This is a genomic window from Ancylomarina salipaludis (assembly GCF_004122035.1).
GTDB lineage: Bacteria > Bacteroidota > Bacteroidia > Bacteroidales > Marinifilaceae > Ancylomarina > Ancylomarina salipaludis.
Genome location: NZ_SAXA01000001.1, coordinates 486,870 through 507,702 on the forward strand (window position 1 = coordinate 486,870; position 20,833 = coordinate 507,702).

19 protein-coding genes are annotated in these 20,833 nt (G+C 35.4%); 13 read left to right on the forward strand and 6 right to left on the reverse strand.

Annotated features, from left to right (window positions below):
- The first annotated feature begins 180 nt into the window (after positions 1-180).
- The 5 genes from EO244_RS02025 (at position 181) to EO244_RS02045 (ending at position 6,642) form a co-directional block, all read left to right on the forward strand.
- On the forward strand, positions 181-675 hold the full coding sequence (locus tag EO244_RS02025) for a hypothetical protein (protein ID WP_129252422.1): 495 nt from the start codon (positions 181-183) through the stop codon (positions 673-675).
- Between the two features lie 153 nt (positions 676-828).
- Entirely contained in the window at positions 829-2,946 is a 2,118-nt protein-coding gene (locus EO244_RS02030; protein ID WP_129252424.1) for a prolyl oligopeptidase family serine peptidase, read from the forward strand.
- A 140-nt stretch (positions 2,947-3,086) separates the two neighbouring features.
- Positions 3,087-3,722: a deoxynucleoside kinase gene (locus EO244_RS02035; RefSeq protein WP_129252426.1), complete on the forward strand. Its 636-nt coding sequence runs from the start codon at positions 3,087-3,089 to the stop codon at positions 3,720-3,722.
- A gap of 112 nt (positions 3,723-3,834) precedes the next feature.
- Positions 3,835-5,559, forward strand: a complete 1,725-nt coding sequence (locus EO244_RS02040; RefSeq protein ID WP_129252428.1) for a tetratricopeptide repeat protein — start codon at positions 3,835-3,837, stop codon at positions 5,557-5,559.
- A gap of 276 nt (positions 5,560-5,835) precedes the next feature.
- Positions 5,836-6,642: an ATP-binding protein gene (locus EO244_RS02045; protein WP_129252430.1), complete on the forward strand. Its 807-nt coding sequence runs from the start codon at positions 5,836-5,838 to the stop codon at positions 6,640-6,642.
- A 48-nt stretch (positions 6,643-6,690) separates the two neighbouring features.
- Here EO244_RS02045 and EO244_RS02050 read toward each other — a convergent pair whose 3' ends face one another.
- Both EO244_RS02050 and EO244_RS02055 read right to left on the reverse strand, forming a co-directional pair.
- Complete coding sequence (locus EO244_RS02050; RefSeq protein WP_129252431.1) at positions 6,691-7,221, reverse strand: RNA methyltransferase; 531 nt, start codon at positions 7,219-7,221, stop codon at positions 6,691-6,693.
- A 219-nt stretch (positions 7,222-7,440) separates the two neighbouring features.
- Positions 7,441-8,730, reverse strand: coding sequence for an arginine deiminase (locus EO244_RS02055; RefSeq protein ID WP_129252433.1), 1,290 nt, complete (start codon positions 8,728-8,730; stop codon positions 7,441-7,443).
- A 403-nt stretch (positions 8,731-9,133) separates the two neighbouring features.
- On the opposite strand from EO244_RS02055, the gene EO244_RS02060 reads away from it, so the two are divergent.
- Entirely contained in the window at positions 9,134-9,796 is a 663-nt protein-coding gene (locus EO244_RS02060; RefSeq protein WP_129252435.1) for a DUF4294 domain-containing protein, read from the forward strand.
- 3 nt (positions 9,797-9,799) lie between these two features.
- Here EO244_RS02060 and EO244_RS02065 read toward each other — a convergent pair whose 3' ends face one another.
- Both EO244_RS02065 and elbB read right to left on the reverse strand, forming a co-directional pair.
- Positions 9,800-10,369 carry a hypothetical protein gene (locus EO244_RS02065; RefSeq protein WP_129252437.1) on the reverse strand — a complete coding sequence of 190 codons (570 nt, stop codon included), beginning with the start codon at positions 10,367-10,369 and terminating at the stop codon, positions 9,800-9,802.
- A gap of 86 nt (positions 10,370-10,455) precedes the next feature.
- Positions 10,456-11,109 carry an isoprenoid biosynthesis glyoxalase ElbB gene (elbB, locus tag EO244_RS02070; RefSeq protein ID WP_129252439.1) on the reverse strand — a complete coding sequence of 218 codons (654 nt, stop codon included), beginning with the start codon at positions 11,107-11,109 and terminating at the stop codon, positions 10,456-10,458.
- 253 nt (positions 11,110-11,362) lie between these two features.
- On the opposite strand from elbB, the gene EO244_RS02075 reads away from it, so the two are divergent.
- The 3 genes from EO244_RS02075 (at position 11,363) to EO244_RS02085 (ending at position 14,817) form a co-directional block, all read left to right on the forward strand.
- Positions 11,363-12,007, forward strand: a complete 645-nt coding sequence (locus tag EO244_RS02075; RefSeq protein WP_129252441.1) for an MBL fold metallo-hydrolase — start codon at positions 11,363-11,365, stop codon at positions 12,005-12,007.
- Positions 12,008-12,094: 87 nt separating this feature from the next.
- On the forward strand, positions 12,095-13,003 hold the full coding sequence (locus tag EO244_RS02080; protein ID WP_129252442.1) for a DMT family transporter: 909 nt from the start codon (positions 12,095-12,097) through the stop codon (positions 13,001-13,003).
- Positions 13,004-13,149: 146 nt separating this feature from the next.
- A complete protein-coding gene (locus EO244_RS02085) occupies positions 13,150-14,817 on the forward strand; it encodes a nucleoside kinase (RefSeq protein WP_129252444.1) in 1,668 nt (555 codons plus the stop codon).
- Between the two features lie 595 nt (positions 14,818-15,412).
- Here the strand turns inward: EO244_RS02085 and smpB are convergent.
- Entirely contained in the window at positions 15,413-15,859 is a 447-nt protein-coding gene (gene smpB / locus EO244_RS02090; RefSeq protein ID WP_129252446.1) for an SsrA-binding protein, read from the reverse strand.
- A gap of 240 nt (positions 15,860-16,099) precedes the next feature.
- On the opposite strand from smpB, the gene miaA reads away from it, so the two are divergent.
- Positions 16,100-17,014: a tRNA (adenosine(37)-N6)-dimethylallyltransferase MiaA gene (miaA, locus tag EO244_RS02095; protein ID WP_129252448.1), complete on the forward strand. Its 915-nt coding sequence runs from the start codon at positions 16,100-16,102 to the stop codon at positions 17,012-17,014.
- 23 nt (positions 17,015-17,037) lie between these two features.
- On the opposite strand, the gene EO244_RS02100 is transcribed toward miaA, so the two are convergent.
- Positions 17,038-17,667, reverse strand: a complete 630-nt coding sequence (locus EO244_RS02100) for a cysteine hydrolase family protein (RefSeq protein WP_129252450.1) — start codon at positions 17,665-17,667, stop codon at positions 17,038-17,040.
- 146 nt (positions 17,668-17,813) lie between these two features.
- Between EO244_RS02100 and EO244_RS02105 the strand changes: the two genes are divergently transcribed.
- From EO244_RS02105 to EO244_RS02115, 3 genes are all read left to right on the forward strand, one after another.
- Positions 17,814-18,878, forward strand: coding sequence for a sensor histidine kinase (locus tag EO244_RS02105; protein ID WP_164977387.1), 1,065 nt, complete (start codon positions 17,814-17,816; stop codon positions 18,876-18,878).
- A gap of 84 nt (positions 18,879-18,962) precedes the next feature.
- On the forward strand, positions 18,963-19,664 hold the full coding sequence (locus EO244_RS02110) for a LytR/AlgR family response regulator transcription factor (protein ID WP_129252454.1): 702 nt from the start codon (positions 18,963-18,965) through the stop codon (positions 19,662-19,664).
- A 183-nt stretch (positions 19,665-19,847) separates the two neighbouring features.
- On the forward strand, positions 19,848-20,681 hold the full coding sequence (locus tag EO244_RS02115; protein ID WP_129252456.1) for a hypothetical protein: 834 nt from the start codon (positions 19,848-19,850) through the stop codon (positions 20,679-20,681).
- Positions 20,682-20,833: the final 152 nt, after the last annotated feature.

Sequence of the window (20,833 nt, forward strand, 5' to 3'; positions counted from 1 at the left end):
TTATTATTCTATTTTTCTGAATGAGCAAAGGTAGCAGGTAAATCCCAATCATACAACTAAGTAAAAGTATATCCTTAAAATCTATTTGCATCCGAATATAAATAGCCGAAAAGCCTATCCTCTTCTGTGATTATTTATCTCTTTATTTCATTAAATTTGCTCAAAATATTTTATAATTCTATGCAAACTTCCTGGCTCAACAGTATCAATCAGAATATCGACAATCAAATTGAGACATACATCTCTGTTAAGGATTATCGTTTTTATCAAATTGAAAAATTAAAGCGTATAGCGGCTTTACTTGACAGAGAAGAAAAATCCCATTGTCTAAACTGCAAACATGGGAAAATCGAACTTGAGAAAATCGTAAATGAACTTGATCGTTTAATCAATAAATCAGGCGTAAACAGAAGTGAATACGAAAAAAGAGTTGAAAAGCTGATTAAACATCTAAAAAACGACCATAACATTTATCAAGCCCATCATTTCACTTACACTTATTCTGGTATTTACACTCTGGTTGGTATTGCATTTGGTCTAACTTTGAGTTATGGTATTTTCTATTCTTTTAACCCCCACTTATTTTTTATGTGTGCAGGTATCGGGATGGTTATTGGAAATATTTTAGGCGCACGAAAAGACAGTTTTCAAAAACGATCCGGGAAACAGATTTAAACCATTCACCCGGTATGAGCCTTTTCAAGGCTGATTTACACAACAAAACAATTCGATTTTAATTTATTAACTTTAGATTTTATGTTTTTTACACAAACAGTAAAAAGCAAAAATGGTTCAGTTTTTATCATTTCTAATTTATAAAATCGAAGCATGAGAAAACTCATTTTACCATTACTCTGTTGTTCAGTAATGGTTTCCTGTTCAAATAAAAGAACAAAAATGCACTATCCTATTTCAAAAAAAGTAGACACAAGCGATGTGTACTTCAATACCAAAGTTGCCGATCCTTACCGTTGGCTCGAAGATGATAATTCAGAAGAAACAAAAGCCTGGGTTATTGAACAAAACAAAGTGACGGATAATTATCTGAACGCGATTCATTTCAAAGAAAAAATCAAAAAACGTTTAACTGAAGTGTGGAATTACCCTAAAGTTGGCGTCCCATTCAAAAAAGGCGATCTGTATTTTCATTATCGAAATAATGGTTTACAAAACCAATCAGTCCTTTACGTTCAATCGAAACTCGAAGATGAAGCCCGGGTTTTACTCGATCCCAATCAACTTTCAGATGATGGTACGGTAGCCCTTGCAGGCATTTCGGTTTCAAGCGATAGCAAATATTTAGCTTATCTTATCGCACGCTCAGGATCTGACTGGAACGAAGTGTATGTTAAGAATATTGCTACTGGTGAGGATATTAGTGATCATTTAATGTGGATTAAATTCTCGGGAATTTCGTGGTATAAAGATGGTTTCTTTTACGGCGCATATGATGCTCCAAAAGCCGGGACAGAACTCTCAAACTCAAATGAGTACCATAAAATTTATTACCATAAACTTGGTAGTCAGCAATCAGAGGATCAGTTGATTTTTCAAGATTCTAAATTTCCAAAACGTTTATACGAAGCCTCAGTTACCGATGATGAAAAATACCTGATTCTATCGGCAATGTCAGCGTCCCATGGTAATGCCCTCTATTTTAAAGAGCTTAACAAAAAGAATGCTGATTTCAAACGTATTACTGACGAAATGACCTTTGACCACAAAGTGGTTGACGATGTAAATGGAAAATTATTGATGTACACCAACAATGGTGCTCCAAAATATCGATTGGTTGAAGTTGACATCAATAAACCGGAAAAAGTAAACTGGACCGAGCTTATTCCTGAAAAGAAAAACGTATTAAATGATGTGAAACTCGCAGGCGGAAAAATTGTAGCATCCTACATGCAGGATGCCTATTCACAAATCGAAATTCTGAATATGGATGGCAGTTTCGATTATGAATTTGATTTACCTGGAATTGGAACTGCGAGTAGTTTCTCTGGTAAAAAAAATGAAGACACAGCTTTCTATAGTTTCGAATCATTTACTTCACCTGAAATTGCTTACAAATATAATTTTGACAGCAAAAAATCAGAAATATTCTATCAGCCTAAAATTAACTTCAATCCGGAAGATTTTATCACGGAGCAAAAATTTTATACCAGCAAAGATGGCACACAGGTTCCCATGTTTATCATCTATAAAAAAGGAACAAAACTGGATGGCAACAACCCTTGCCTACTTTACGGATACGGTGGGTTCAATATAAGTTTAACCCCATATTTCACTCCTCGCCGTTTAGTATGGTTAGAAAATGGGGGTGTTTATGTCGTTGCAAATCTTCGGGGTGGTGGTGAATACGGTGAAGACTGGCATCAGGCCGGAACTAAAATGAATAAGCAGAATGTATTCGACGACTGTATTTCAGCAGCCGAATATTTAATTCAAAACAAATTTACCAATCCAAATAAACTCGCACTTAAAGGCGGATCGAATGGCGGATTGCTGGTGGGGGCAGTAATCAATCAACGTCCCGATTTATTTCAGGTTGCGATTCCCGAAGTTGGTGTTATGGACATGCTGCGTTATCACAAATTCACAATTGGTTGGGCTTGGGCCGGCGATTATGGCACAAGTGCTGATAACGAAGAAATGTTTAAATATTTGTATAACTACTCGCCTGTTCATACAATTAAAGATCTGGATTACCCAGCTATAATGGTGACAACGGCTGATCACGATGATCGTGTTGTACCTGCACATTCATTTAAATATATAGCCACACTTCAAGAGAAATATACAGGAGATAAACCGGTTATAATTCGAATTGAATCAAAAGCCGGACATGGAGCTGGCATGCCGACTTCAAAACAAATTGAAGAATATGCTGACATCTGGTCATTCATTTTTTACAATATGAATATCAGTCCGGATATTAAATAATTCAAAGAAAATTGAATTCAATTTCTGAGGGTAGTCATTTTGATTTTTTTATCAACAATGGCTACTCTTATTTTTAAAAAAGCCTATTATTTACGCTTCATTTTATATTTTTACGAATCCAAATCAGAAACACACATTTAATGGATTATAATTTTATCGTCATCGAAGGAAATATAGGTGCCGGAAAAACATCTTTATCAAATAAAATTGCTTCAGAATTCAATGCAAAGCTTATCCTTGAGCAATTTGCAGAGAACCCTTTCCTACCTAAATTTTATAAGGAACCTGAGAAATACTCATTTCCTCTTGAAATGTCTTTCCTTGCTGATCGATATAATCAATTAAAAAATGAGTTAAGTGAACAGGATTTATTCAAGTCGTTCACCATTTCGGATTACTACTTCATGAAGTCTTTGATTTTTTCGAAACAAACACTTCAGGATGATGAATACAAATTATATAGCCAATTCTTTCATATTATTTACAATTCTTTACCCAAACCCGATCTTTACGTCTATTTACATTCGGATGTAGAAAAACTGCTGGAAAATATTAAAAAGAGGGGACGAAATTACGAGCAGGATATCACTGCTGACTACCTTCTGAAAATTCAAAACAGTTATTTTTCTTTCTTCAAACAACAACAAGATCTCAATTTTCTGGTTATTGATACAAATCAGATAGATTTTATCAACGATGAATCAGATTATTCCAAAATATGCGAAGTAATCTTTGACACCAAGTGTAAAAAAGGACTCAACAGAGTCATAATCTAACATATACTATTCAAATATAGTTAAGGGTATAACATTGGGCTTAATAAATTTTCTTAAATTTGTTAACATGTCCGTTTTTAATTAATTACAACAACATATTTAAGTTATTATCATGAAAAAAATCAAGCTTAATCACGTAGCAGCTATGCTACTAGCAGGTGCCTTACTTTCTGGTTGTGCCGGAATGAGTAAGATGAAAAAAAATGCAAGTAACATTGATTACAATGTGACTCCTGAAATTCTTGAAGCTCACGCTCAAAAAGTTGATGTTGAGGTTAGCGTAAGAATACCAGCTAACTATTTCAACAAGAATGTAACTTTAGTAGCAACTCCTGTATTAAAGTACGATGGTGGCGAAAAAGCGTTTGCTCCTCAAACACTTCAAGGTGAAAAGGTTCAGGGCAATGCAACGGTAGTACCTTACGAAACAGGTAAAACCATTACATACAAGGGATCTATCGATTACGATAAAGCGATGCGTATTTCTGAGCTAGAAGTGAGAATGACAGCTTCAAAAGGTGAGAAGTCATTAGATTTTGATCCTGTAAAAATTGCTGACGGTGTAAAAGCAACAGCAACTCTTGTACAAAACAATCCTGCTAATATTATTGGTAAGGACGCTTTCCAAAGAATTATTGCTGAAACTAAAGAAGCTGATCTTCATTACCTAATCAATAGCGCTAAAGTTCGTTGGTCAGAAATGAAAAGCGAAGATATCCAAGCTTTAAGCGAATACTTCAAAGCTGTTGAAGCTAACGCAAACAAAGAATACAAAGGGATCGAGGTTTCTGCTTATGCATCACCTGATGGAGCTGAAGATTTCAATGAGAAACTAGCTAATAACCGTGAGGTGTCTTCTTCGAAATATGTTAAAAAATCGATGAAGAAAGCAAAACTTTCTAATTATGCTGACGAAGATTTCTTCAAATCTAAAGTAACTCCGGAAGACTGGGATGGTTTCAAAAAATTAATGCAGGCATCTAACATCAGAGATAAAGAATTAATTCTACGTGTTCTTTCTATGTACTCAGATCCTGAAGTACGTGAAAAAGAAATCAAGAATATTTCTGCTGCTTTTACAGAAGTTAAAAAAGAAATCCTTCCTAAATTGAGAAGAGCTAAATTTCTTGTAAACGTTGACAACATTGGTAAAACAGACGATCAAATTAAGGATTTGGCTAAAAACAATCCTGCTGAATTAAACGTGGAAGAATTGCTTTATGCTGCAACTCTTACTGATGTAGCTAGCGAGAAATTAGCAATCTACTCTACTGCTAAAAAACAATTTGCTGGTGATTGGAGAGCTCATAACGATGCTGGTATGATTTTATTCGGAATGGGTAAAATTGACGAAGCTAAAGCTAACTTTGATAAAGCGGACCAACTTTCAGCTAACAACCCTGTTGTGAAAAACAACTTAGGTGCTGTTGAGCTTGTAAAAGGTAATATTGCAGAAGCTGAAGTATTATTCGGAGCTGCAACTGGTGCAGGTAACGAAGTTAACTACAACTTGGGTATCGTAGCTATTATGAAAGCTCAATACGACTTAGCTACTCAGCAGTTTGGTGAGTGTTATTCAGTAAACTCTGCTTTAGCTAATATCCTTGCTGGGAAATACACTGTTGCTCTTGAGAAATTGAACAAGAACACAAGTGATGACGCTATGGTTGATTACCTAAAAGCAATTGTTGGTGCAAGAACTAACAACAACAACTTAATTTTCTCTAACTTGAAATCAGCTACGGCTAAGGATGCTTCATTGAAAGCTTTCGCTAAGTCAGATCTTGAATTCTACCCAGTTTTTGAAAACGAAGAATTTAAAGCAATTGTTGAGTAATTAAACTCAAATAAAAATAGATTTAAACGGCTCTTAAAAGAGCCGTTTTTTTTTCGTTTATATTCAATTGATTCAAATTCATTCATCACCACTTAAACAAGTATCCATCTAAAATTAGCTAAAGCATATGCAGATCTGCGGGATATTTTATATCTTAGCCCCACTGAAATTTCTCCATTTTGTAAACTATGATACTTTTGAAATAAAAGAGCTGGATAAATAAACTCTGGAAGAAGTATCGTCTTTTTTTAACATCGAAATCAAGCCATCTGCAATATGGAAATCAACATCCCTAAAAAACTAACGAATAACTATCAGAGCTATCTATTCTTTACTGAATTACAAGCCTCTACAAAGCAGTTGATCAAAACTGAAATTGTATTTAATTTTCAAGAAACAAAACTCATTGAATCCAATCTGTTTGCAGTTATAGGTAGTCTTATTATGGATCTTGAGAGACGCCGCAATAAAGTCCGTCTTATTAATTTTCAGGATTCCATCCTTAACCTTTTTTACACTAAAAAGATGATAAAAGGCGGGATGAAAAAGGATGTTTGGAAAAGTCTGATCAAGTGCCAATTCTTCTTAAGTCCTGACGAAGAACAGTTGACAGATTACCTTGAAAATAAAATTTTTCCTGAACGACCTGCCGTTGCCCTTAACCCTCAACTGAAGATGGCAATAGAACTGTGTGTGGCTGAAATATTCCGAAATGCTTTTGCACATAGCAATCGTAAAGAGGTTTTCATTTCGCATTACGTATCGGTTCACAATAAAAAGCTAATCATCAGTATCGTAAACAAGGGTGCAAACATGCAGCAATTGGCAACTTCTGCACTAAAAAAAGCTCAAAATGGAATGGGTGCGATTAAATGGGCTGTGGATTCAGGAACCACATCAAAACCATTTAAACACAATGGGATGGGCCTGTTCACAATCCGTCAGTTTATTGAGCAAAACGATGGTAAAATCCAAATTATATCAGGCAATGGCGTGTGGAAACAAGTCAAGCATCGAAAATTTACGAAACTTACGCGTAAAGAATTCCCTGGTACCATTGTAACCTTAGAATTCAATGTATAAACTGAAAGTCTGAACTGTAATTTTCAATTCAGACTCAGAGAAAATTAATTAAAACCTCAACTTCGAGAATAAATCCCAAAGTACAATACCACAGCTAACTGAGATATTGAACGAATGCTTGGTGCCAAACTGCGGAATTTCAATACAAGATTCTGAAGCATCAACAATAGCTTGTTGTACCCCTTTCACTTCGTTTCCAAAAACAAAGGCATACTTTTTATCCGAGTCAATCTGAAAATCAGGTAAGGATATTGAATTTTCGGCTTGTTCAATCGCATAAACATCAAAGCCTTTAGCCTTAAGATCAGCCACGGCATCTTCTGTTTTCTCGAAGTATTTCCAAGCCACAGAATCTTCAGCACCCAAAGCTGTTTTGTGCAAATCGCGATGCGGCGGTGTCGCCGTAATGCCACACAAATAAATCGCCTCAACCAAAAGGGCATCAGAAGTACGAAAGACCGAACCAATATTGTTTAAGCTGCGCACATTGTCCAACACAATAATAAAAGGTGTTTTCTCTGCCGTTTTAAACTCATCAATACTCTTGCGATTCAGCTCGCTGTTTTTCAACTTCCTCATCTTAATCTAATATATTTATTTGTGTGCGCGAATTTAATACTAAAAACCTGGAATAAAAATTAAAGCTTTACTCACATTACAAACCAATCTTTAAATAAACCTTCACCTAAGAAAAATTGAAGCAATAAACACACCCATAAAACTTATAAAAACCACTATAAAAGAAAAACCTTGCAAATCACAGATCTGCAAGGCTTCTTTTAAAATATATCGTTTGGCTTACCAGTTTACCGCTTTACGGCGGATAGGCATAGTCATACAACGTGCACCACCACCACCACGTGGCAGCTCTGATCCGTCAAGTGTAATCACATACTTTTCGTAATCAGCCAGATTTATCTTATGGCTAATCACATCGTCAGCTGGAATAATTTCGAAACCATTTTTATTCATCTCTTCCATGGTGTAGATATTACGAGCATATCCAACCACCTTACCTGGTCCTACAGCAAAGAAGTTCGCACCTGAATGCCACTGCTCTCTTTCCTGATTCCAAGGCTCTTTGGTTCCACCACAATAAATAGGTTTCAATTCCATACCAAGCTTCTTAAGTGCTTGAAGTAAGTTGTTCTCATTCTTAATATTTACAACCTTACCATTCTGAATTGTAATATGAACCGTTTGATATTTGTTTGGACGAATAATCAATGGCTCGTAAACCATACACTTGTCCTTATCAAGTAGTGTAAACACCATATCAAGATGAATAAACGATTCCGGATGTGCAGGTAACTCCTGAACCAAAATATGACGTTGCTTCTCCTCTTTTTGCGAAAGCAGTTGAGCCAAAATAAAGTCAATACCTTGAGTTGTCGTACGCGTTCCGTTACCAATGATCAGAATATCTTCACGAGCAATTAAAACATCTCCCCCTTCAATCATACAGTTAGGGTCCATGTTTGGATTATCAATTGGGTTAACCGTTTTCGCCTTGAATCCTGGCGTATAATCGAAAATAGCCTGCATAATCAATGATTCACGATCGCGAACCGCATTGGCCATCTTACCAATTAAAACCTCATCAACAACTGACATTGAAGCATCACGGGTAAAGAAAAAGTTATGAAGCGGACGCATAGCATAACGCTCTTTACTTAAAAATTTAGTCAGGTTGTCTCGGGTTAAAGTAACCCCTTCAATCAACAACGAAGCCAAATCTTCAGCTGTGTGATCCAGCAAAATATCTTTAATACAATAAGTGTTTCCCTTAACGGCAAGCTCAGGCTCAATCTTGCAAACCTTATCCACAATAATCTCTTTAACCTTATCGTCTTTTAGGATATTAGCCAATAATTCTTTTACCTGATAAGTTTGAGTGATTTCATTCAATGATCCACTCAATTGCTTGTATTCTTTTTGTGCTACTGAAAGGTTAAGAATATCGCTATAGAGAGCTCGTTCAGCATTCTCAGGTGTCATATTCTCAACTTCCGATCCTGGTGTATGAAGGATCACGCCTTCCAGTTCTCCAATTTCTGATCGAACATCTAATTCTACGTACTTAGTCATGCCCTATTATGTTTTAATTCTAGTCGTTAAACGACTGATGTTTGTTGTCGTACAATTCTATTAATAATTTGCAAATGAAAGAAAAATAAAGGGCATTGAAAAGGATTGCAGCAAAGATTTTTTTCTTCTCATGCTCATTTTCCTGCAAAGAGACCTTTTCACTCTAAGCTAAACACTTAGGACAAAATCAATAAGGCAAAATTACTGTTATATAGATTATTTTAGTCCTCTATGTAAAACAATATCCATCAGGCTTCAGATTGTTTTAAAAAGTTTCATAATCAATATTATTAACGCACTATAAAATCTTTCTTCCAATTTTTGAATCCATTTCTTAAACTACAAAGCAATCTAATGCGTATTTTCGTAAAAAGACAAATTAAAATCCCAAGCCTTTATTGCGATGCACAAACAGGTTCACATATATTTCATACTTATCCTAAGCTTCATCTTTTGCGAACACACCAATTGCTTTGGACAACTTGTTCAGGACAAAAAGCAGAGGGCTGTTGTGGTTCAGGATTCTAATCTTCATATCAACCTTAAAGAGATTAAGATAAAAGGACACAGACGATCCAAAAGAAAACATTACCGATCTTCCCGCCGGTATTGGCGAACTGTGCGCAACCTTCAAATTGTTTATCCTTATGCCGAAATGGCTAATCAAACAATCAATCAACTCAATGAAGATTTAAAACAAATTCACTCAAAAAGAGAAAGACGAAAACTAATTCGACAAGAATATAAGGGGCTAATGAAAGCCTATAAAAAGCCTCTGATGCAACTAAAGATTTCGCAAGGGAAACTCCTCATGAAACTTATTGACCGGGAAACCGGGAGCACATCCTACTACCACTTAAAAGAGTTGAAAGGGTCAACCACGGCTTTCTTCTGGCAAACTATTGCCAGTATGTTTGGCACATCGCTTAAATCAGAATACGAACCCGAAGGCCAGGACTGGATGATTGAAGAAATTCTTGAAAGAATGAAAAAAGGAGAAATACCACCACCACGCAAGCTAAACCTCAAGCTTGAAACAGAAATATCAGGAAAAAACAAAAAATAATTATCAATCTGTTCTGTGTTTACTGATGATAGCATCAACCTCAGAATCGAATAACCCAATTTTATCCAGATAATCAGAAGCCTCATCCATGTCCTTTCCTTTCAGAAAATCATAGAGAACCTGCCCATTTTCTTCTTTTTCATCCTGAATTGTCATTCTAAAACCAATTAACTTCTTTTCAAATGCCTTTTCCCATGAATAAGCTTTCATAATAAGGAATTGAATCAAAAGAGTTAAAAAGGCAAAGAATAAAATCAAAGTTCCAAAAGACTGGTTATCGGATAAAAACAACATCAAAAAACTAAAAATTACCGAAGAAATAAAAGCAGAAAGCATCCCCATCCCAATGGTCAGATCATTAAAATACTGAGAATGATGTTTTAATTTCTTTTTACCCGAAGCGTAATAAACAAGCCAGTTCAAAAATAAATTTAAACTCAATGAATAAAGAATCGCGCCAACCTGTGAAACTGAATTCAAGGAGAAAAAGACGCCTGCAAATAATGCTATATTCGAAAAAATAAAGGTGTAAATATGATTTCCGCCTACATCTTTGGTATTTCTATTTTTCATCAATATTAAATTAAACAAATCTCAAATAGAACTCCCCACCGATACCTAATCAGATGGGGAGTTCATCTTATTCTGTATAGGGTAAATTACATTTCCATAATGGTTTTCACAACATTCTCAGCACCTTCTCCAATTTGAGCAATGGTAGCATCAAGCATATAACAAGGCGTGGTCACAATTTTATTTTTGGCATCAACAACCACTTCGCCATGTCCGGCTTGTTTATGATGAGAACCCATCGCCTGAATTGCTCCTGCAGTTCCTTCGTCATGTCCTATGGTTACCTCTGCACCAGTAATAACTTTAGCAATTAAAGCCGGAGCAATGCAAAGAGCAGCAATTGGTTTTGATGCTGCGTGCATAGCTTTCAAAACCTTTTCAACACCTGAATTCACCTTACAATCAGCCCCATCGAAAGCCAATGAGCACAGATTTTTAGCCACTCCAAATCCACCAGGAAATAAAATCGCATCAAAATCCTTGGCATCAAATTCAGCTAAATCTTTTATCTTCCCTCGGGCAATTCTTGCCGATTCAACCAAAACATTTCGAGTCTCAGTCATCTCTTCACCGGTAATATGGTTCACTACATGATGCTGATTGATATTAGGAGCAAAAATTTGGTACTCTCCCCCATTCTTAGAAATTGCATACAATGAAAGTGTCGCTTCATGAATTTCAGATCCATCATACACACCTGAACCAGATAATACCACTGCAATTTTCTTATTTGTTTTCATATGCTTAGATTTTGTTTTTTTTTATTTTGATTTCAGACTTTAAATCAATCTTTCTTTGATGTATCAGTAGCTATAAAGGTAAGCATAATAGCTATTTTTTACGAAATGAGGATGAGCTTATTTAAAACCTAAATTCAATAAAAAGCCAAATATGAATAAAATCACATTCTCAATTCATGTAAAGTCAGATAATTCTTTTGCCGATTAAAGCTTTAAACTTAAATTTGAGACTTAAATGACTAAACTTATAAATATGATTACTATAGAAACTTTGGTGTTTAATCAATGGCAGGAAAACACCTACTTATTATACGATGAAACAGGAGAAGCAGTACTTATTGACTGTGGTGTTTTTTATCAGGAAGAGGGCAAAAAACTAGTCGATATCATTGATAAAAAAGGACTTAAACTGGTTCATTTATTAAACACACATCTTCATATCGATCATGTTTTTGGAAACCAATTCATGAAAGATCAATTCGGTCTGATCACCAAAGCGCATAAAGCTGATGAATTTTTATTGGCAGAAGCCCCCAACTACGGCGTTCGCTTAGGTCTTGAGAATGTTGTTGAACCACCAGCAATGGGCGATGCCATTGAAGAAGGTGATATTATCCGATTCGGAAATTCTGAACTGAAAGTCCTTCACGTTCCAGGGCACTCACCGGGGCATGTTGTTTTCTATAACGAAGCTCAACAATTTGTAATTGCAGGGGATGTCTTGTTCCGCGAAAGTATTGGAAGAACCGATTTACCATATGGTAACTTCGAAGATCTTATCACCGGTATCAAAACCAAACTTCTGGTTATGGATGATGATGTTAAAGTTTACCCCGGGCATGGTCCTTCAACCACCATCGGACACGAAAAAAAGCATAATGTATTTTTAAGAGGCTAAACGCTTCTGCATTCATTTTGAAAATACATCAAACAATTAATCCCTTCACACGAAGGGATTTTTTATAGACCCAAATAAAGTTACCGAATGAAAAAGTATCTTCTTTCAACCCCATTTTTAGCCATACTGGCTTGTCTGCTTTGGGCAACACCTTTCGCTGCTATAAAAATTGGATTGAAATACACAACACCTCTTAACTTTGCAGGGATTCGCTTCTTTATTTCCGGTCTGTTAATCCTGCCTTTTATTCCTGAATTCCGAACAAAACTTCAAAGTTTAAGTTCCAAATCCTGGAAATTAATTGTACAAGTAGCTCTTCTTCAAACAACATTTCTCTACGGCTTGTTCTATACGGGTATCAATTACCTGCCGGGAGCTTTAGGAGCTATGCTTATTGGAGCACAACCTCTGTTTGCTGCGGTATTGGCTCATCTGATGATGAAAAACGATAAGATGACCCTATCAAAAATCTCATCAATTCTTCTGGGTATGCTGGGCGTTTGTATCATCAGTTTAGGTCGTGCTGATTTTGTACTAACCACCACAATTCCTCTGGGTGTTGGGATTTTGGTTCTCAACAACATTGTTGGTAGTATGGGAAATGTGATTGTTGCCCGTGACACACGAGATATTCCACCGCGAATCCTCGCTTCGTTTTCGATGATACTAGGTGGTTTCATGCTGATTTTAATTTCTGTTCCAATGGAACATCCAAAGTGGGAACTTCACCCAAGTGAGTACTATTACGCCTTAGGATGGTTAGCTATTGTATCCTCAATGGCAATTACCATTTGGTTTGGACTCTTAGGACGAGAGGGGGTGAAAGTCTCCAACCTAAACACATGGAAATTTATAATCCCGATATTTGGAGCCTGCATCAGCTGGTTGATTTTACCCAACGAGAACCCGGATCTGATTTCAATTCTGGGAATGACGGTCATCGCTTTTAGCCTCTTGATGCTAAACTATTTTAACAAGAAAAAGACTAAAATTTAAGCTTCATATTAAAATGTGACAATTAAGTCATCACGTATCGTCAATCATTTTTTTGATTTTATTTAACAAAGAAATCGTTTTCTCAAAACTGATAAATACTATCTTTAGATAAACTAAAAGTTCAAAAAAGAACAAATATCTAATTTATGGGAAAACTTATAAGCATATACATAGAGGATCTGGACGAAAAAAGATTTTATCCCTTAGGAACTAGTTTGCAGACCATCTTAGATGACGTTTCGTCACAACTAAAAATGACCGTTTTAGGGGCAATCGTCAATAATAAACTCAAAGAACTCACCTACGAAATATATAAACCCAAAAACGTTAAGTTTATCGACTATAAGCATCCTGCCGGAAAAAGGATGTATTTGCGTTCTCTCACTTTCATTCTATATAAAGCAATTCAGGACGTATTACCCAATGCTGGTTTTATAGTTGAACATTCTATTTCAAATGGTTTGTATTGCAGAATTAAAGACAAAAATACAATACTGACTCAGGAAAGTATTGCCAAAATAAAACTCAGAATGCTTGAGATTATAAAGGCTGACCTCCCTTTTGAAAGACAGGAAATGGAAACCGAAAAAGCCATTGAATTGTTTGAGTCACAAGGCTTGCATGAGAAAACAAATCTGCTTCAAACCCGGGGAAACATCTACACATCAGTTTACAAACTTGGCACAACAGTTGATTATTTCTACGGATTCTTAGTCCCACATACCGGGCTATTAGACGTCTTTGATCTGCAGCATTATTACAACGGCATGTTACTTTTGCCTCCTGACCAAAAGAACCCATCAGAAGCCAAACAAATTCTGCAGCAAGAAAAAATGTTACAAATTTTTAGTGAGTATAAGCGTTGGGGGAAAATTCTAAAAATCTCAAATGTTGGCGATTTAAATCGAAGTGTAGAAGAAAAAAAGATCTCAGAACTGATTAAGATTTATGAAGCCATGCATGAGAAAAAAATCTCTCAAATTGCAGATCGTATCCGCAAGAAATGGAAAAAAATTAAAATTATTTTAATTGCAGGTCCTTCATCTTCAGGAAAAACAACCTTTGGAAAAAGATTAGCCATTCAGCTAAAAGTTGCCGGAATTGAACCGATCAACCTCTCCCTGGATAATTATTTTGTAGACCGGGAGTACACGCCTCTGGATGAAAATGGGGAATACGATTTTGAATCGATTGAAGCACTGGACGTCAAACTATTCAATCAGAATCTACAGGAACTCCTTGATGGTAAAGAAATTCAACTCCCAAAATTCTCATTCGAAAAAGGGAAACGAACATACAATGGAGATAAACTAAAGATTAATGGAAAAAACGTATTGGTCATTGAAGGTATTCATGCCTTGAATCCCAAACTAACGTCTTTAATCTCTGATGAAGTCAAATTTAAAATTTATATTTCAGCGCTGACATCTATCTCAATTGATGGGCACAACCGTATCCACTCAACTGATAACCGACTGATTCGCAGAATTATTCGCGATTACCGTTATCGAAGTTACTCTGCTCTAAATACGATCAAACGCTGGCCAAGTGTAAGAAATGGAGAAGAGCGAAATATCTTTCCATATCAGGAAAACGCTGATGTGATGTTTAATTCAGCCTTACCCTATGAACTCGGGGTGCTTAAAAGCCATGCCGAACCCATATTAAGACAAGTACAACCCAATCAGCCCGAATACTCCGAAGCCAATAGATTATTGAAATTCTTCAGTTATTTCATTCCTATTGCTGACAATGAAATCCCTAAAAATTCACTCATGAGGGAATTCTTAGGTGGGAGTACTTTTGAATACTAAAACTGCATTTAAATAATAATTTGCGACTATAAATTAACCTTTATGGTCGCATTTTTATTTTTCAGAAAGCCATTCCTAAAGTAAATCCCCAACCCTTCATTAAAGATATTTTTATCTAATAAATAATTTAATCAATAAGCACAACCTCCATATTGAAAACACATCCGCATACTAATGAGATACTTACGTAAAACAATAAGATAATCAACACATTATTTTCATACAACAAGTTAACCTGAATAAACTCAATCCTATTCTAAATTAGAAATGTTGATAAGTTTTTGAACCGTTGATAAGTAGGCTTGCTAGAATTGTTAATAAGTCTTACAATGCAAAACGTTTATTTGAGTTATCAACAGATTGAAGCTAGTAAAATAGGGGTGTTCGAAAGTTATTAACAAATTATCAACATTGTTGATATCTTGTTAATATCCAGTCTGTAAGTCAATTTTTATTTTGCTTGACTTTTACTAAATTATTGGAGATGAAAAATCCCGCTTCCTGGCGAAAACGGGACTGCAAATATAGACTAATTCGTTTAAAAACCGACTCGCAAGCACCCATTTTTTCAATAAAAACGGGCCATACAGGCTAACTACCTCTTCATCAACCGATCAATATCGCGTTTATGATCCTTTTGTTTCAAACTTTCACGCTTATCGTAGTTCTTTTTACCACGACACAAGGCAATTTCAAGCTTTGCAAAGCCTTTTTGAGTAATAAATAAGCTTACAGGAACGATAGAAAGACCAGATTCTTTCGTTTTTCTTTCCAACTTATCGAGCTCTTTTCGATTAAGCAGGAGTTTACGTTCACGTTTTTCTTCATGATTATAATAACTGCCAAATCGATATTCGGCAATATGCATTTCTTTCACATACAATTCACTATTCGTGAAATAACAATACGAATCAACCAAACTGGCTTTCCCTGCACGAATCGATTTTATTTCTGTTCCAAACAACTGAATGCCGGCCACGAATTTCTCAATGAATTCATATTCAAAACTGGCACGCTTATTTCTTATATTAATTTTTTGCATCTTCTATTCTATTTAAACTCCATCCCAATACCAATTGAGGAATGCTCTATCATTTCGATAAACGACAAGCTGTATTTTGCTTCCGGCAAAGTTAGTATTAATTAACGAACAGTTATTGCCTTAAATTCAACGCAAGTTGCCCCTCCTATTCTTATATGGAAAATCAAAAATAAACAATGATTTTTATTATTCTGAAAACTTAGAGTAATTTTGTAGCGATCCAACTACAAAGTAAATCTTATGCAATACAATCTATTAGTCGTATTAGGCGCCACTGCAACCGGCAAAACAACTCTGGCTGTCAACCTGGCAAAGTCCTTAAACGGTGAAATCATTAGTGCTGATTCCAGACAAATCTATCGTGGCATGGACCTCGGTACGGGTAAGGATATCGAAGAATATACGATTGACGGACAAAAAATCCCTCACCATCTGATTGATATTGCTGATGCCGGATACAAATACAATGTGTATGAGTTCCAGCGAGACTTTGTAGAAGCTTTTGAAGCCATTCAGAAACGGAATAAGCTCCCTCTTGTTTGCGGAGGCACAGGCATGTACCTCGAAGCCTGCCTTAAAGGTTATAAATTAATTTCGGTTCCTAAAGATCAGGAATTTCGCGATACACTTCTTGATAAGAGTCTTGATGAACTTGGAGAAATTCTCCGTTCGTACAAAACAGTTCACAACAATTCTGATCTGGAAACAAAAAAACGTGCCATAAGAGCCATTGAGATTGAGCGCTATTACGCATCGCATCCCGAAATTGAAATGAAACATCCTGAGCTAAAACCATTGCTTATTGGAATCAAATTTGACAGAGAAGACAGACGCAATCGCATTTCTCTTCGTTTGAAAGAGCGACTCGAATCAGGAATGATAGAAGAAGTTGAAGGGCTAATCAAATCAGGAGTTAGTCCTGAAGATCTGATTTACTACGGATTGGAATATAAATTTCTAACCAAATATGTGATTGGAGAATTGACTTACGAAGAAATGTTCTCTCAATTGGAAATTGCCATTCATCAGTTTGCCAAACGCCAGATGACCTGGTTTCGAAAAATGGAGCGCAGCGGATTCGAAATCCATTGGTTGGATGGTTTTATGCCATTGGAGAAAAAAATCGAAAAGGTTAAAGAGCTTTGGAATGCTTAATATTCCAAAACTCCCATCAAGCCCTACATATAATTTATAATATCAGCATATTTGATACGCTTAACACCTAAGCCATCCCATTTGTCGAAAGGAAGTGGAATATTAGGAAGTTCTTTTATAGCATCTTCAATAACGAAAACCTGAATATTCTGCCTAGCTAATCCACAAACAGCACAATCCACGCATACATTGGTTGTTACCCCATAAACAAAAACTTTTTGGGGTGCCAGTGTCTTCACTAGTTTTTGCGTATTGGGATTCCCCTCAAACACATCAAACACATCTTTCAATACGACAAGATTTCTGTAAGATCTTAAATCTTCAATTTCTTCGTTAGAATAAATCTTATCCCATTGAATTACCTGAGGTTCCTCTGGTTGAGTTTCATCCATATAGTTAGCACCGGGCGTATCAGACATGCAATGCGGTGGAAAAGTGTTTATAAAATCAGGTGAATCCGACAATTCTTTTGCATCCGGGAAATGATGATCAGCCGTGTTCACAACCTGAATATTATGCTCTTTTGCCAATAAGGTTAAATGCTCCAATACTGGCAAAATCTTCTCGGAACCCGGCACATACAATTTCCCCGCAGCGTTCATAAAATCGAACTGGGTATCCACATTCCAAAACAAAAGCTCTTTCTTAAACATATCAATTGATTAATTAGATTCTAACGAAGCTACTAAAAATCGAACAAAACAAACTGATCTAAAGCCATAATCAATCTTATTTAGACAATTGTTTTATATACTGCATATTGTTTTTTATTTTCATGCAGCAATTTGAAATATTCTATATGACAACTCCAATATTAATGACCCGAAGCAAAAACATTTACCATATTACTTTTTGGTTTGTTTCGGTTTTTATCTGGCTATTCACCATGTTTGTGGCGAGTGATTTTAAAAATGTACTCACATTCAAAACCATTACTGTAACAATAGCCTTCAATCTTTGTTTCGCATTGGCCGTATACACCAACTTAAGATTCTTATTACCTGTCTTTTTCAAAAAAAAATCCTTTTTCCTATTTTTCACATTTCTCTTTATTTCGGCAGGACTTTCAGCGTTCTTAATACAGTTTTTACTCATTTACCCTCTAAACAGTTTTGTATTAGAAGAGGACGGTTTCAAATCATTTCTTTTTTCAGAATGGTTTGGCTTTTTTATTTTTTCACTCGTTTATGTCGGGATTACCAGCATATTTTCTTTGACAAGAGAATGGTTTATTCTGCAAAAAATATCAAGCCAGTTAAAAGATATTGAGAAGGAAAAACTTGAAGCTGAACTTAAAGTGCTAAAAACACAAATCAAACCCCATTTTTTATTTAACTCTCTAAACAATATCTACTCTCTAGCTCTTGATAAATCAGATGATACAGCTACTGTCGTCCTGCAACTATCCGATTTAATGCGCTACATCCTTTACGATTGTAATGAAAAGCTAGTCGATATTAACAAAGAACTTGACTTTACCCGAAACTACATTAGCCTGCATAAGATTAGATTGGATGAAACCACCCCAATTAATTTTATCGTTAATGGTCATTTTGACGGACACAAAATAGCACCACTTCTTTTCGAACCATTCATAGAAAATGCCTTTAAACATGGATTATACGGAAAGGAGCTAGATAGTTTCATAAACATCACTTTCAACTTCGATGAAAATGATCAGATGGAACTTGTTATTGAAAACAGCTACGACCCCAACTGGGATCACTCTAAAAAAAAGAATGGCGGAATTGGAATTCAGAATGTTATCAGGCGTCTTGAACTCATCTATCCTAATAAACATAAATTATCGATTGACAAGGATGAAAAAACATTCAAAGTCAGTCTAAACATTGAACTCTCCTGATTGTTCAAAAAAATGACTAATTTGGTGAGCTATTCCCATCACATCAGACTAACCACTAAGTCTTAGATAGAAAAAGATATTGACATGAAACTAAAATGCTTAATAATTGATGATGAACCCTTAGCACAACGCGTGTTAGAAAAATACATTGCTGAACTTTCAGGATTGGAATTGATTGGCAAGTGCAGTGATGCTCTTGAAGCAATGGATGTTCTAAAAAAAGAAGAAATCGATTTAATCTTTTTAGATATCAATATGCCTAGATTGAACGGGATCAATTTTCTTAAAACATACAAAAATCCGCCGCTAACCATCATCACAAGTGCCTATACCGAATATGCAGTAGAAAGCTACGAACTTAATGTGCTCGACTATCTGAAAAAACCATTTGCTTTTCAACGTTTCCTTCAAGCCATTCAGAAAGCTGAAGAGAGAATAAAACTAACAGAACAGCAAGAAGAAGTCAGAGGGGATATGGAATACATTTTTGTAAAGGCCAATAAAAAAACAATAAATGTCAGCTTGGATCGTATTCAATACATCGAAGCCCTTGGTGATTACGTTAAAATCTATACCGATTCAGAACATATTGTCACCTATCAGTCTTTAAAAGGCATTGAAAAATTGTTGCCAATTCAAAAATTTTATCGTGTACACAAATCCTATATTGTTGCTTTAGCAAAAATAAAATCAATCGAAGGTAATATGGTTCATATGAGTAATAACAGCTTGCCGATTGGGAATAACTACAAACAAGGTTTCCTTCAAAAAATTCACATGAGCTAAATTGATGTTTTGGAAATCATCCTAACAAAACATAAAAAAAAACGAACGATAAATCTTTAAATCGACTTAAGACAGCCAATAGCCATCAAAAAAATATAATTCAAATTCAGTTCGTATTTACAGGCTTTTTGCTAAATTTAGACAGAAAACTTGAAAATATATTGATCTATAAAATTGTAACAAATGAAACGACTAACAACATCTCCTTATAGCCTAATAATCTTAGGATTAATATTTGCAGTTAATATCACAGGATGTAAACCTGTAGACAAAAAAGCCGCTAAAGAAACTCAAACAGAGAAACCTTTGCTTAAAAAAGCGATTGCAAAAGAAGTAGAAGATGTGGTTTATCCTCTTCCAACAACTTTTGAATTAACTTCGATGTTGAATAGAATTGGAGCAGATTACATTCTTGGTATTTCAAATTCTACAGAAAATGCAGACAAATATTTCACTGAAAAATCAAGAGCTTTAAATCTTGGTATTTATAGCGCTGACTTAAGTTACGCAAGTACTTACCACAGAAAACAAGAAACCATGTTGTTTCTAAAAGCATCTAAAAAAATAATTGATAATCTGGAAATCACTTCTGCATACAACGAGACTTTAGTTAGCGATGTTGAGAAAAATCTGGATAAGAAAGAAGAGTTGATAAAAATTATTACAAACTCGTTTTACGACACTTATGCTTTCTTAAACAAGAATGGCAAAGCCAACTTATCACTATTTGTTGTAAGTGGTAGTTTTATTGAAGGCTTGTATATTGCAACTCACATTTCTGACAATACATTTTCAAATCCTGAAATTGTAAAAGTAATTTACGATCAAAAAGATTCATTGGAGCGCTTACTAAAAGTTCTTCAGCCAGAGGCTCAGGATCCTAATATTGCTTCTTTAATCAATGATTTCAATGGTTTAAAAGCTAGTTACGATAAAATTGAAGGAAGCATGACAAAACCTCAGCTTGACGAGATTACAGCAAGTATTCTTAAACTAAGAGAAGCTATCGTAAAATAAGCGATTTCGATTTAAAATCTTCACAATAAATTCAAAACTGCAATTCAAACGAATTGCAGTTTTTTTATGCTTTGTTTTTGCATGCCTTTAAAAATTTCTGACAAATAAATTGTATTTTTAAATCTGTGCGGAAATCACAGTTTAAATCTTTT